The organism is Nocardioides taihuensis (assembly GCF_042657275.1).
GTDB lineage: Bacteria > Actinomycetota > Actinomycetes > Propionibacteriales > Nocardioidaceae > Nocardioides > Nocardioides taihuensis.
This window is the reverse complement of record NZ_JBHSKD010000004.1, coordinates 513,229-524,865: the sequence shown is the minus strand read 5'-3', so window position 1 is coordinate 524,865 and position 11,637 is coordinate 513,229. Positions and strand designations below refer to the sequence as shown.

The 11,637-nt window shown below is 74.5% G+C and carries 15 protein-coding genes; 8 read left to right on the top strand and 7 right to left on the bottom strand.

What is annotated here, in order from left to right:
* Positions 1-65: 65 nt before the first annotated feature.
* The 4 genes from ACFPGP_RS05720 to ACFPGP_RS05705 are packed head-to-tail and all read right to left on the bottom strand — an operon-like array spanning position 66 to position 2,125.
* A complete protein-coding gene (locus ACFPGP_RS05720) occupies positions 66-881 on the bottom strand; it encodes an AMP-binding protein (RefSeq protein WP_378588062.1) in 816 nt (271 codons plus the stop codon).
* The gene (locus ACFPGP_RS05715) at positions 860-1,336 is read right to left on the bottom strand and encodes a phenylacetate--CoA ligase family protein (RefSeq protein WP_378588059.1); all 477 of its coding nucleotides are present in this window, start codon (positions 1,334-1,336) and stop codon (positions 860-862) included. Before ACFPGP_RS05715 ends, ACFPGP_RS05720 begins: the two co-directional genes overlap by 22 nt.
* Positions 1,333-1,773, bottom strand: coding sequence for a hydroxyphenylacetyl-CoA thioesterase PaaI (gene paaI, locus ACFPGP_RS05710; protein ID WP_378588056.1), 441 nt, complete (start codon positions 1,771-1,773; stop codon positions 1,333-1,335). Before paaI ends, ACFPGP_RS05715 begins: the two co-directional genes overlap by 4 nt.
* A gap of 25 nt (positions 1,774-1,798) precedes the next feature.
* Positions 1,799-2,125: a plasmid stabilization protein gene (locus ACFPGP_RS05705; RefSeq protein WP_378588053.1), complete on the bottom strand. Its 327-nt coding sequence runs from the start codon at positions 2,123-2,125 to the stop codon at positions 1,799-1,801.
* A gap of 119 nt (positions 2,126-2,244) precedes the next feature.
* Here ACFPGP_RS05705 and ACFPGP_RS05700 point away from each other — a divergent pair, with 119 nt between their 5' ends.
* The 6 genes from ACFPGP_RS05700 (at position 2,245) to ACFPGP_RS05675 (ending at position 6,799) form a co-directional block, all read left to right on the top strand.
* Entirely contained in the window at positions 2,245-2,943 is a 699-nt protein-coding gene (locus ACFPGP_RS05700) for an HAD family hydrolase (protein ID WP_378588050.1), read from the top strand.
* A 66-nt stretch (positions 2,944-3,009) separates the two neighbouring features.
* Positions 3,010-3,546, top strand: coding sequence for a type 1 glutamine amidotransferase domain-containing protein (locus tag ACFPGP_RS05695; protein ID WP_378588048.1), 537 nt, complete (start codon positions 3,010-3,012; stop codon positions 3,544-3,546).
* Positions 3,547-3,643: 97 nt separating this feature from the next.
* On the top strand, positions 3,644-4,126 hold the full coding sequence (locus tag ACFPGP_RS05690; RefSeq protein ID WP_378588045.1) for a DUF2231 domain-containing protein: 483 nt from the start codon (positions 3,644-3,646) through the stop codon (positions 4,124-4,126).
* Between the two features lie 36 nt (positions 4,127-4,162).
* The gene (locus tag ACFPGP_RS05685; protein ID WP_378588043.1) at positions 4,163-4,828 is read left to right on the top strand and encodes a response regulator transcription factor; all 666 of its coding nucleotides are present in this window, start codon (positions 4,163-4,165) and stop codon (positions 4,826-4,828) included.
* A 50-nt stretch (positions 4,829-4,878) separates the two neighbouring features.
* Positions 4,879-6,147 (top strand): sensor histidine kinase, encoded by a 1,269-nt coding sequence (locus ACFPGP_RS05680; RefSeq protein WP_378588040.1) that lies wholly within the window; start codon positions 4,879-4,881, stop codon positions 6,145-6,147.
* A gap of 13 nt (positions 6,148-6,160) precedes the next feature.
* Positions 6,161-6,799, top strand: coding sequence for an SAM-dependent methyltransferase (locus tag ACFPGP_RS05675; RefSeq protein WP_378588037.1), 639 nt, complete (start codon positions 6,161-6,163; stop codon positions 6,797-6,799).
* Positions 6,800-6,805: 6 nt separating this feature from the next.
* Here ACFPGP_RS05675 and ACFPGP_RS05670 read toward each other — a convergent pair whose 3' ends face one another.
* Positions 6,806-7,468 (bottom strand): Type 1 glutamine amidotransferase-like domain-containing protein, encoded by a 663-nt coding sequence (locus ACFPGP_RS05670; RefSeq protein WP_378588112.1) that lies wholly within the window; start codon positions 7,466-7,468, stop codon positions 6,806-6,808.
* Positions 7,469-7,538: 70 nt separating this feature from the next.
* Entirely contained in the window at positions 7,539-8,276 is a 738-nt protein-coding gene (locus tag ACFPGP_RS05665) for a dienelactone hydrolase family protein (protein ID WP_378588034.1), read from the bottom strand.
* A 62-nt stretch (positions 8,277-8,338) separates the two neighbouring features.
* Here ACFPGP_RS05665 and ACFPGP_RS05660 point away from each other — a divergent pair, with 62 nt between their 5' ends.
* A complete protein-coding gene (locus tag ACFPGP_RS05660) occupies positions 8,339-8,701 on the top strand; it encodes a TfoX/Sxy family protein (protein ID WP_378588031.1) in 363 nt (120 codons plus the stop codon).
* On the opposite strand, the gene ACFPGP_RS05655 is transcribed toward ACFPGP_RS05660, so the two are convergent.
* A complete protein-coding gene (locus tag ACFPGP_RS05655) occupies positions 8,689-9,300 on the bottom strand; it encodes a TetR/AcrR family transcriptional regulator (protein WP_378588028.1) in 612 nt (203 codons plus the stop codon). The genes ACFPGP_RS05660 and ACFPGP_RS05655 overlap by 13 nt on opposite strands.
* A 64-nt stretch (positions 9,301-9,364) precedes the next feature.
* Between ACFPGP_RS05655 and ACFPGP_RS05650 the strand changes: the two genes are divergently transcribed.
* On the top strand, positions 9,365-11,605 hold the full coding sequence (locus ACFPGP_RS05650; RefSeq protein ID WP_378588025.1) for an MMPL family transporter: 2,241 nt from the start codon (positions 9,365-9,367) through the stop codon (positions 11,603-11,605).
* Positions 11,606-11,637 lie beyond the last annotated feature (32 nt).

Here is an 11,637-nt window from a genome sequence, read left to right as displayed (position 1 = left end):
CTCACCCGGGGGTCTTCGTCACGGTCCAGCCGACCCGCCGTACCTAACGTCCGTGGTCAGAACACCTAGCGGAGGTGGCGGCGGTCGCTGATCCGCTTGGCCTTGCCGAGCGAGCGCTCGAGGGCGTGGGGCGCCACGACCTCGACGCTCGCCGTGACGCCGATCCGCGCCTTGATCCGGTGCGCCAGCTGCCCGGCGAGCCCGTCGTCCCAGCCGTCGCCGGCCGCCTCCACCTGCACGGTCAGCTCGTCGAGGTTGCCGGGGCGGGTGAGCACGCAGAGGTAGTGGGGCGTCAGGCCCTCCACGGCGAGGATCTGCTCCTCCACCTGGCTGGGGAAGACGTTGACGCCGCGCACGATCATCAGGTCGTCGGTGCGGCCGGCGACCTTGGCCATCCGGCGGAAGGCGGGGTACGCCGTGCCCGGGAGCAGGCGGGTCAGGTCGCGGGTGCGGTAGCGCAGCACCGGCATCGCCTGCTTGGTCAGCGAGGTGAAGACCAGCTCGCCCTCCTCGCCGTCCGGCACCGGCTCGAGGCTGACCGGGTCGACCACCTCGGGGAGGAAGTGGTCCTCCCAGATGTGCAGGCCGTCCTGGGTCTCGCCGGACTCCTGGGAGACGCCGGGACCCATCACCTCCGAGAGCCCGTAGATGTCGACCGCCCGGATCCCCGACCGCTGCTCGACGGCGCGGCGCATCTCGTCGGTCCACGGCTCGGCGCCGAAGATGCCGACCTCGAGGGAGGTGGAGCGCGGGTCGACGCCCTGCGCCTCCAGCTCGTCGAGGATCGCGAGGAAGTACGACGGCGTCACCATGATCACGCGCGGGGCGAAGTCGAGGATCAGCTGCACCTGGCGCTCGGTCATGCCGCCGCTGACCGGCACGACCGTGCAGCCGAGGTGCTCGGCGCCGTAGTGGGCGCCGAGCCCGCCGGTGAAGAGGCCGTAGCCGTACGCGACGTGGACGACGTCGCCCGCCGGCCGCCGGCGGCGCGGATGGAGCGCGCCATCAGCTCCGACCAGGTGGCCAGGTCGTCGGCGGTGTAGCCCACGACGGTCGGCTTGCCGGTGGTGCCGCTGCTGGCGTGCACGCGGGCCACCTGCTCGCGCGGCACGGCGAACATCCCGAACGGGTAGTTGTCGCGCAGGTCGGCCTTCGTGGTGAACGGCAGGCGGCGCACGTCGTCGAGGGACCCGATGTCGTCAGCCGTGACGCCCGCGTCGCCGAGGGCCCGGCGGTAGTGCGGCACCCGCGCGGCGTGCCGCACGGTCGCCCGCAGCCGCTCGAGCTGGAGCGCCTCGAGCTCCCCGCGGTCGAGGTCGGGGACCTCACCGGTCACCGGGGCCACTCCCAGAAGGCGCCGCCGATCTCGCGGGCGTGGCCCACGAACGTCGCCACCAGCCGGTCGCCGGCGGTGACCGTGACGTCGTACACCCCGCCGCGCTCGTCGCGGCTGCGCTCCACCGCCTCCGCGACCAGCTCGTCGCCGTGCCGCGTCGGCGCCCGGAAGCGCACCTCGGCGCCGGCTGCCACCGTGCGGCGGTTGTAGGTGTTGCAGGCGAAGGCGAACGCCGAGTCGGCGAGGGTGAAGGTGATCCCGCCGTGCCCCATCTCGTGGCCGTTGAGCATGTCGTCGCGCACGGTCATCCGCAGGGTCGCGCGGCCCGGGGCGACGGCCTCGATGGCCATGCCCAGCGCCCGGCTGGCGCGGTCACCGGCCCACATGGCCTGCGCGGAGCGCTGTGCGATCTCGTGGGCGAGCTCCTCCGGCGTCATCCCGGCAGGCTAGCGAGCCGGGACGTCACCGCTCCAGCGCCTGCTCGAGCTCCTTCTTGGTCATGGAGGACCGGCCCCGGATGTTCTTGCGGCGGGCCTCCTCGTAGAGCTGGTCGCGGGTGCGCCCGCCGGCCCCGCGGTGCGAGCGCAGGCCGCCGCGACGCGACGACGAGATGTCGTCGGTCGAGGTCCGGCTGGCCTGCCGGGCCTCACCGGCGCGCGCCCGCTCCTTGTTGACGGTGCGGGCCGCGATCTCCTGCGCGGTGTCCTCGTCGCGACCTCGCTCCTCGAGGCCGTCCTTGATGTGCTCGTACTGCCGCTCGCGCTTCGCGCTCCACTGCTCCTGGGGCACGGTCCCCACCTCCAGATCGGTCCGGTCCTCGTCGGCGTACCCGGCGCCGGGTGGCGCATGCCACGGTGCCGGACCTCGTGAGGACGTCGTAGGGACGAGGGCGCGGGGTACCACGCCGCATGAATGCCCTGGACGTGGCCGTGCTCGACATCGACGGGACCCTGCTCGACTCGAACTACCACCATGCGATCGCGTGGTCGCGGGCCTTCCGCGAGCACGCGGTGCCGGTGCCGGTGTGGCGGGTGCACCGGGCGCTGGGGATGGGCGGCGACCGCCTGGTCGCGGCCGTCGCCGGCGACGAGGTGGAGGCGCAGGTCGGCGACTCGGTGCGCGAGCAGTGGGAGCACGAGTACGACGCGATCATCGGCGAGACCGGGCTCTTCACCGGAGCCGGCCGCCTGCTCCAGGGCCTGCGCGACCGCGGGTTGCGGGTGGTGCTGGCCAGCAGCGCGATCCCGCGGCACGCCCAGCACGCGCTCGACCTCCTCGAGGCCGAGGAGGTCGCGGACGCCTGGACCACGGCCGAGGACGCCGAGGAGTCGAAGCCGGCCCCGGACCTGCTCGACGAGGCCGTGGCGCGGGTGGGCGGCGGCCCGGCCGTGATGATCGGGGACGCCGTGTGGGACGTGCGCTCCGCCGCGGCCCGCCACATCCCGACGATCGGGCTGCGCTGCGGCGGCACCGGTCCCGACGAGCTCCTGCGCGCCGGAGCGGTCGCGATCTTCGACGACCCCGCCGACCTGTGCTCGCGGCTCGACGAGGCCCTGCGGCGGGCGGTCTCCGGCATGGCCGACCGGGTCCCGGGTACCCCGGGCTGACCCACGGACAACCGGACGACCAACCGGACGACCAACCCGACGACCAACCGGACGAAGGAGCAACCCATGACCGACCTCAACGGCAAGACCATCGCCTTCCTCGTGGCCCCCGAGGGCATCGAGCAGGTGGAGCTGACCGAGCCCTGGGCCGCGGTCGAGAAGGCCGGCGGCACGCCGCGGCTGCTCTCCACCCGGGCGGGCCAGGTGCAGGCCTTCCACCACCTCGACAGGGCCGACACCTTCGACGTCGACCAGCAGGTCGCCGACGCCGACGTCGCGTCGTACGACGCGCTGGTGCTGCCCGGCGGCGTGGCCAACCCCGACGCGCTGCGCCTCGACGAGGACGCCGTGGCGTTCATCCGGGCGTTCGTGGAGTCGGACAGGCCGGTGGCCGCGATCTGCCACGCGCCGTGGACCCTCGCCGAGGCGGACGTGGTGCGCGGCAGGCGGATGACCTCCTGGCCGAGCCTGCGGACCGACCTGCGCAACGCCGGCGCCGAGTGGGTCGACGAGGAGGTCGTGGTCGACGGCAACCTGGTCACCAGCCGCAACCCCGACGACCTCCCGGCCTTCAACGACGCGCTGCTCGAGCAGCTCGCCTGACGCCGGGCACCTCGGGGGCAGGTCACGCAGTCAGGTTGTGGTCAGGTACGCCGGACCACGCTGGGCGGGACCTGTCCCCCACCTGCGAGGTGCTCGAGTGTTCGACACGATCAACGGCATCCCCCTCCACCCCCTGGTCGTCCACGCCGTCGTGGTGCTGCTCCCGCTCGCCACGCTCGGCACGCTGGCGATCGCGGTCAAGCGCGACTGGCGGCTCAAGTACGGACCCCTGGTCGTCGCCGCCGCTGCGCTCGCCACGGTGCTGTGCCCCGTGGCCACCTCGACCGGGGAGTCACTCGAGGAGATGGTGGGCGATCCGGGGTACGACCACGCCGAGCTCGGCGAGATGCTGGTCTGGTTCGCGCTCGCGCTGCTGGTGCTCTCGCTCGCCCTGGTGTGGCTGGAGCGCCGCCGCGCGGCGTCGGGTGACCCCGACGAGCACAAGACGCTGATCAACGTCATCGCCGCCGCCGCCGTCGTCGCGGCGCTGGCCAGCTCGGTGCAGGTCTACCTCGTCGGTGACTCCGGTGCGAAGTCGGCGTGGGGAGACGCCGCGAGCAACAGCGCCACGGGAGACTGACACCGACCGCGCGAGCGGCGGGCAGCGGGAGGCGGCATGGCGAGGGTGGGTGTCTGCGAGGACGACCCGACGGTCCGCCGCCTCCTCTCCCGGGCTCTCGAGGGTGCGGGCCACGCGGTCGTCCTGGCGCACGACGGCCGCGAGGCCCTCACCCTCTTCGGTGCCGACAGCCCCCTCGACGTCGTGGTGATGGACGTCGGGCTCCCCGACTCCGACGGCCGTGACGTCTGCCAGGCCCTGCACGCGGCCGGTCAGCAGGCACCGGTCCTGTTCCTGACGGCGTACGGCGAGGTGCACGAGCGGCTCGCCGGCTTCGCGGCCGGCGGCGACGACTACGTCGTCAAGCCGTTCGAGGTCAAGGAGCTCGTCGCCCGCGTGGAGGCGCTCGCCCGTCGCGGCGCCGGCGGGCCGGCCCCGGAGGCCGGCGGTCTGGTGCTCGACCCGGTCACCCACGCCGTCCGCACACCGCACGGCGAGGCCGCCCTGACACCCACCGAGTTCCGGGTGCTGGCCGCGATCACCTCGCGGCCGGGCGAGGTGGTGCGCCGGCGCGCGGTCGTCGCCGCCGGCTGGCCCGACGGCGCGCAGGTCAGCGACAACACGCTCGACTCGTTCCTGCGCCGGCTGCGCCGCAAGCTGGAGTCGGTCGAGGCCGACGTCACCATCGAGACCGTCCGCGGCATCGGGTACCGCGTCCGGTGAGCGAGCCGGCGCCCCCGACGGCCCCGTCCCGCCGGTCACTCCGGCAGCGGATGGTCCTGTTCACCGCGGGGCTGATGGCGCTGGGCGCGCTGGTGATCATCTCCGCCGCGCACGTCGTGCTCGACCGCCGCACCGGCACTGCTGCCGACGACGTGCTCGACCGCCGGGTGACGGGCGTCGTGGCGGCCACCCGCACCGGCCCGGACGGCGAGCCGGTCACCGCCGACGCGCTGCTCGGCGCCGGCACCGTCGTGTACGACGAGGCGGGGCAGCCGGTGGGCGGCTCGGTGCCGCCGTCGCTCGCGGGCACCTATGCCGACCTTGCGCAGGTCGACTCGGAGCAGCACGTGCAGATCAGCGAGAGCTACCGGGTGGTGGCCCGGCCCTTCGAGCGGCCCGGCGGCGCCTCGGGTGTCGTCGTGGCCGCCGAGCGGCTGTCGCCGTACGAGCGCACCGAGGGCGACGTGCTGTGGGCGACCATGGCGGCGGGGGCGCTGCTGGTGCTGCTCGCGGCGGCCCTGGCAGGGTGGGTCACCCGGCGAGCCCTCGCGCCGGTCGCGGAGATGGCCCGCACCGCGGACGACTGGAGCGAGCACGACCTCTCGCGACGCTTCGACCTCGGTCCGGCCGACGACGAGATCGCGATGCTGGGGCACACCCTCGACTCGCTGCTCGAGCGGGTGGCGGTGGCGATCCGCTCCGAGCAGCGGCTCACCTCCGAGCTCGCGCACGAGGTGCGGACCCCCCTGACCGGCGTGCTCGGCCTGACCGAGCTGGCCCTGGCCCGCGACGACCTGCCCGACGACCTGCGCGAGGACCTCGCCGAGATCCGCTCCGCCGCGCTGCGCATGGGCGACACGGTGACCGGCCTGCTCACGCTGGCCCGCTCGGAGTCCTTCGGCCGCGACGACTCGGCGCTCCTCGCCGACGTCGTCGCCGAGTCGCTGGCCACGGTGGGCGCGGAGGCCGGCCGGGTCACGGTGCTCGTCGCCCCGGGCCTGCGCGCCACGCTCCCGCCGAGCCTGGCCGTGCGCACGCTCGCTCCGGTGCTCGCCAACGCCCTCGCGACCGGTACCGCCGTCCGCGTGGACGCGGCCGCCGGTGGACCGTGGGTCGAGGTCGGGATCGAGGACGACGGACCGGGCGTCGACCCCGCGATCGTCGACACCGTCTTCGACCCCGGCGTCACCCGGCGCGCGGGCGGGTCGGGTCTCGGCCTCGCGCTCGCCCGCCGGATCGCCCGCAGCGCCGGTGGCGACGTGCTGCTCGCGCAGCCCGCGGGTCCGACCCGGTTCGTGGTGCGCCTGCCGCGCGGCTGAGATACTCCGGAGCATGAGCGGCTGCTGCGAGCCCGAGGGGTACGACGGCCTGTTCGGCGCCGGGTTCTCCCGCAAGCTCGCGCGCCGCTACCGCTCCCGTGGGCTCGACCGCACGGCCACCCTCATGGTCGACTTCCTCACCGCGCAGGGCGTGGAGGGCGCGAGCGTCCTCGAGATCGGTGGCGGCGTGGGCGCCATCCAGCTCGAGCTGCTGCGGCGGGGAGCGGCCCGCACCACGAACCTCGAGATGGTCGACTCCTACGAGGCCGACGCCGCGGCGCTGGCCCGCGAGGCCGGCATGGCCGACCGGATGACCCGGCTCCGGCTCGACCTGGCCCGGGCACCCGACGCCGTCGAGCCGCACGACATCGTGGTGCTGCACCGCGTGGTGTGCTGCTACCCCGACTACGAGCGCCTGCTGGGCGCCGCCTCCGCGCACGCCACCCGGCTGCTCGTCTTCAGCCACCCGACGGGCAACCTGCTCAACCGGCTGCTGACCGCCGGCGAGAACCTGTCGTTCCGCCTGCGCCGCAACCCCTTCCGCACCTATCTCCACGACCCGGACGCGCTGGTCGGCGCCGCCGAGCAGGGCTCGCTGCGCACGGCGTACCGGCACAGCGCGCTCGCCTGGCAGGTCGTCGGCCTGGCCTGAGCAGCGCTACTGGAGCTGCTTCCAGAAGCCCTCGGAGACGACCTCGACCTCGCCGTCGACGACCACGAACGCCGTCTGGTCGTCGACGGCGTACGCCGGACCGTCGATCTCGGCGACCCAGCCCTCGGCGTCGGCCATGGTGTTGCCCCAGGCGCCCTCCTCGACCGCCATGTGGGGGCAGATCGAGAAGTCCACGAGTCCCAGCGTGCTGAGGTCCCCCGACGGCGGCCGCCACTGGATGAAGTCCTCGCCGACCTGCGGCGTCATCACCATGCTGCCCGCGCTCATCCCGACCCAGACCGTGTCGGTCAGCTCGGGCAGCAGGTCGACGAGCCCGGACTCCCGCATCCAGTGGCACAGGTAGAGCGCGTCGCCGCCGTCCACGAGCAGCACGTCGGCGTCGCGGACCCACGGCACCCACCGCTCGCGCTCCACGGTCGGCAGCGCGGTGAGCTCGAGCAGCCCCACCGACTTCCACCCGAGACCGGTCATGGGGTTGGACGGGCGGCCCGTGACGAACTGCCACGCCTTCTGCGGGTTGCAGTAGGGGTGGCCCCACTCCGCCGTGGGGATGCACAGCGCGTCGCACTCGGACACCGGCCTCCCCAGCAGCCCGACCAGCGCGGCCTCGATGCTCGGGTTGGTGACGCCTCCGGACGTGAGCAGCATCTTCACGGTGTTCCCCCTGGGGTGGTGCGGACGGATGGTCGTGGGTGCCGACCGGGCGGGCGTGCGGAACTCATCGCAGCGTGCGGTCGAGCAGGTCGCGCAGCGCGACGTAGTGGCGCTCGGCGGCCGCCTCGTCGTACGGCGCGGAGTCGGCCATCGTGTAGCCGTGGGCCGCTCCGGCGAAGACCTCGTTGGTGTGCACGAGCCCGGCCTCGGTGAGCGCCTCCCCCAGCCGGGCCACGGCCCCCGGCGGGTTCGACCGGTCCTGGTCGGCGTGGCCGTAGACGAAGGCGGCCCGGGCCCGCGGGAGCAGGAGGTGCGGGCTGTCGGGGTCCTCGGTGGCGAGCCCCCCGCCGTGCCAGCCGCCGCAGGCGGCCACGACGTCGGGGTGGAGGCAGGCGGTGCGGGTGGCCAGCCGGGCGCCGAAGCAGTAGCCGGTGACGCCGAACGGCGCGGTCGCGTGCTCTCCGAGCGCCGCCAGCCAGAGCGTGGCGTCGGCGTCCGACAGCTCCGGCGTCAGCCCGCGCACCCGCGCCATCGCACCCTCGAAGAAGGCGGCCCGGTTCGCGGGCACGGTCAGGTCGGCGGTGGGCGCGAGGTCGGCGGCAGCGCCGTCGCGGTGGAAGACGTGCGGGGCCAGCACGACGTACCCCCACGACGCGATGCGGTCGGCCATCGCCTCGATCTGGGGCCGCAGGCCGATCGCGTCGACGTGGAGCAGCACGCCCGGGTGCGGCTCGTCGTCGGGGCGCGCGAGGTAGGCCTCGGCCGGGCCGTCGGGGGTCTCGATCTCGATCGTGCGTCCCATGCCGCCGACCGTACCCAGCGCGGGCGACGCCGCCTGTCGGCGGCGTGGGGCACGCTGCTCCCATGGCGTACGACGAGGGGCTGGCCGCCCGGGTCCGCGAGGTGCTGGGCGCGCGCGAGCCGGCGTTCGAGGAGCGGCGGATGTTCGGGGGCCTGGCCTTCGTGACGGGCGCCGGCATGCCGTGCGGGTGCGTCGGCGACGACCTGCTGGTGCGCGTCGGCAAGGCCGGGTTCGCGGCGGCGATGGAGCGCGGGGCCCACGAGATGGACATGACCGGCCGGGTGATGCGCAGCATGGCGGTCGTGCCCGCCGGGCTGGTCGCCTCCGACGACGACCTGGCCACCTGGGTCGAGACCGGGCTGGCTGCGCTCCGCACCGACCCGCCCGGGGCGCGCAGGCCCGGGAAGCGGCCTCAGCCCTCGTAGCGGGGCAGCACCGGCGGCTCGGCCTGCAGGCCGGCCATCACCTCGCGGGTGAGGGCCAGCAGCTGCTGCTCGGCGGCTGCGGGGTCGTCGGGCAGCGAGCCCAGCCGGTCGCTCACCAGCTCGAGCACCAGCGTGGCCAGCCGCGCCGTCGCGACGCAGTACAGGTCGTCGGGGGGGCGGCCCAGCCGCTGCGCCACGGCAGCCTCGAGACCGGCGCGTTCGCGGCGGAACTCCTCCATCAGGCGCACCTGCAGGGTCTCGGCCCCCTCGACGACCGTCGTCAGCTGGCGCAGCCGCTCCACGCCGGCCCGCGGGGTGGCGAGCAGCGCGACGACGGCGTGCCCGAGCGCCACGTCGAGCGGCTCCCCGGCCGGCCGGCCGCGCAGCTCGGTGGCCATCTGCCCGCGCAGCGCCAGCGGCTCGAGCACCAGCAGGTCCTTGGTCGGGAAGTAGCGGTAGAGCGTCGACGTCCCGACACCCGCGGCCTCGGCGACCTCCTCCATCCGGGTGGCGTCGTAGCCGCGCTCGAGGAAGAGGCGCAGCGCAGCGTCGAGGATCAGCTCGCGCGTGCGTGCGGCGTTGACCTCCCGCAGACCCATGGGAGGAGATTAACAGTGGCTGCCATTTTGGGAGTGACTACCATTTCCGCCTACGCTGGCCCGCATGGCATGGAACCTCTTCCGACTCGGCCGCTGGTCCTTCCGCCACCGCCGGCTGGTCGCCGGCGCGTGGGTGGGCCTCCTCGTGCTCGTCGGGATCGGCGCGGTGACGCTCAGCGGACCCACCAACGACGACTTCGAGCTCACCGGCATCGAGTCCACCGATGCCTTCGCGCTGATCAAGGAGCGCGTCCCGCAGGCCGCGCCCGACGGGGCCACGGCCCGCATCGTCTTCGCGGCGCCCGACGGCGAGGCGCTCACCGACCCCGCCCACCGGGCGGCGGTCACGGACGCGCTCGCGGTCGCCCGCACGGGACAGGTCAGCGGCGTCGTCGACCCGTTCACCGCCGGCGCCCTCTCCCCCGACCAGTCGGTCGGCTACGCCACGATCACCTACGACGTGCCGTCCGTCGACGTGTCGGCGGCGAGCCACGACGCCCTCGACGCGGCGCGCGCCACGGCGCAGGACGCCGGGCTCACCGCCGCCGTCGGCGGCGACGCCGTGCAACCCGAGGCAGGGGCGCACACCGCCGAGCTGATCGGCGTCGGGGTCGCCCTCGTGGTGCTGCTGCTGACCTTCGGCTCGCTGGTCGCGGCCGGCATGCCCCTGCTCACCGCCCTCGTCGGGGTGGGCGTCGGCACGCTGGGCATCAGCGTCCTCACCGGCTTCGTCGACCTCGGCTCCACCACGCCCGCCCTGGGCACCATGCTCGGGCTCGCCGTGGGCATCGACTACGCGCTGTTCATCATGTCCCGCTACCAGCACGAGGTGCGGCAGGGGCGCTCCCGTGAGGAGGCGGCCGGCGTCGCGGTCGGCACGGCCGGCTCCGCGGTCATCTTCGCGGGTCTCACCGTCGTGATCGCGCTCGCCGGGCTGTCGGTGACCGGCATCGGCTTCCTCACCCAGATGGGCCTGGCGGGCGCCGGCATGGTCGCGCTCGCGGTGGTCATCGCGCTCACGCTGCTGCCCGCCCTGCTCGGCTTCGCCGGTCGCCACGCCACCGACGGACGCCTGCGCTTCCTGCGCGACCGCGACCCCGAGGGCGACGAGGCCCAGCGCACCAACGGCCTGCGCTGGGTCGAGGCCATCTCCCGCCACCGCTGGGCCGCGCTCGTCGGCGGCGTGCTCGTCGCCGCCGTGCTCGCGGTCCCGGTGGCCTCGATGCAGCTCGCGATCCCCGACGACGCGGCCGCCCCGGCCGGGAGCGACCGCCGCGCGGCGTACGACCTGATCGCGGAGGACTTCGGCGACGGCGCCAACGGCCCGCTCGTCGTGGTCGTCGACACGCAGGGCGCCGACGACCCCGCCGCTGCCGTCGGGGCGGCGGTCGAGCAGCTCGGCACCATCGACTCCGGTGTCGCCGCGGTCGTGCCGCCGGTCACCAGCGACGACCCGCAGGCCCAGCAGGCGTTCGCGCAGCAGCTCGCCGCCACCCAGCTCGCGACCATCACCGTGGTCCCCGACAGCGACCCCTCGGACGAGGCGACCCGGGAGCTCGTGGACACGATCCGCGAGCGGCTCGCCGAACTGCCCGCGCAGACGGGCGCCCGCGCCCTGGTCACCGGCCAGACCGCCGTCGGCGTGGACGTCGCCCAGGAGCTCGCGGACGTCTTCCCGCTCTACCTCGCGATCGTCGTCGGGCTGGCGTTCCTGCTGCTGGTGCTGGTGTTCCGCTCGGTGCTGGTGCCGCTCAAGGCCGCGCTCGGCTTCCTGCTGTCGGTCGGCGTCTCGCTCGGGCTCACCGTCGCGGTCTTCCAGTGGGGCTGGGCGAGCAGCCTGCTCGGTGTCGACCGGACCTCGCCGGTCGTCTTCATCCTGCCCATCCTCCTCACCGGCGTGCTGTTCGGGCTCGCGATGGACTACGAGGTCTTCCTGGTCACCCGCATGCGCGAGGCGTGGGTGCACGGGTCGCCCGCCCGGCAGGCGATCGTGATCGGCTTCCAGCACAGCGCCCGCGTCGTCACCGCGGCGGCCGCGATCATGGTCGGGGTCTTCGCCGGCTTCGCCCTGACCGACGACGTGATCATCAAGACCATCGGCTTCGCCCTCGCGGTGGGCGTCCTGGCCGACGCCTTCCTGGTGCGGATGACGATCGTGCCGGCGGTGATGGCCATCGTCGGGGAGCGCATGTGGTGGCTGCCGGGCTGGCTCGACCGGGCGCTGCCGCGCCTCGACGTCGAGGGCGAGTCGCTGCTGCGCCGGCTCGTGCCCCTCGACGAGCCGGAGGTCGTCGGCGTTCAGTGAGGCTTCAGCGGCGGGGACGCACGATGCGGTGA

Bases quoted from the DNA above. Each gene is read 5' to 3' on its own strand.
- paaI (WP_378588056.1), bottom strand. From the start codon at position 1,773: ATGACGCCGGAGGAGCTCGCCCACGAGATCGCACAGCGCTCCGCGCAG.
- ACFPGP_RS05700 (WP_378588050.1), top strand. From the start codon at position 2,245: ATGAATGCCCTGGACGTGGCCGTGCTCGACATCGACGGGACCCTGCTC.
- ACFPGP_RS05695 (WP_378588048.1), top strand. From the start codon at position 3,010: ATGACCGACCTCAACGGCAAGACCATCGCCTTCCTCGTGGCCCCCGAG.
- ACFPGP_RS05685 (WP_378588043.1), top strand. From the start codon at position 4,163: ATGGCGAGGGTGGGTGTCTGCGAGGACGACCCGACGGTCCGCCGCCTC.
- ACFPGP_RS05680 (WP_378588040.1), top strand. From the start codon at position 4,879: ATGGTCCTGTTCACCGCGGGGCTGATGGCGCTGGGCGCGCTGGTGATC.
- ACFPGP_RS05675 (WP_378588037.1), top strand. From the start codon at position 6,161: ATGAGCGGCTGCTGCGAGCCCGAGGGGTACGACGGCCTGTTCGGCGCC.
- ACFPGP_RS05670 (WP_378588112.1), bottom strand. From the start codon at position 7,468: ATGCTGCTCACGTCCGGAGGCGTCACCAACCCGAGCATCGAGGCCGCG.
- ACFPGP_RS05665 (WP_378588034.1), bottom strand. From the start codon at position 8,276: ATGGGACGCACGATCGAGATCGAGACCCCCGACGGCCCGGCCGAGGCC.
- ACFPGP_RS05660 (WP_378588031.1), top strand. From the start codon at position 8,339: ATGGCGTACGACGAGGGGCTGGCCGCCCGGGTCCGCGAGGTGCTGGGC.
- ACFPGP_RS05655 (WP_378588028.1), bottom strand. From the start codon at position 9,300: ATGGGTCTGCGGGAGGTCAACGCCGCACGCACGCGCGAGCTGATCCTC.
- ACFPGP_RS05650 (WP_378588025.1), top strand. From the start codon at position 9,365: ATGGCATGGAACCTCTTCCGACTCGGCCGCTGGTCCTTCCGCCACCGC.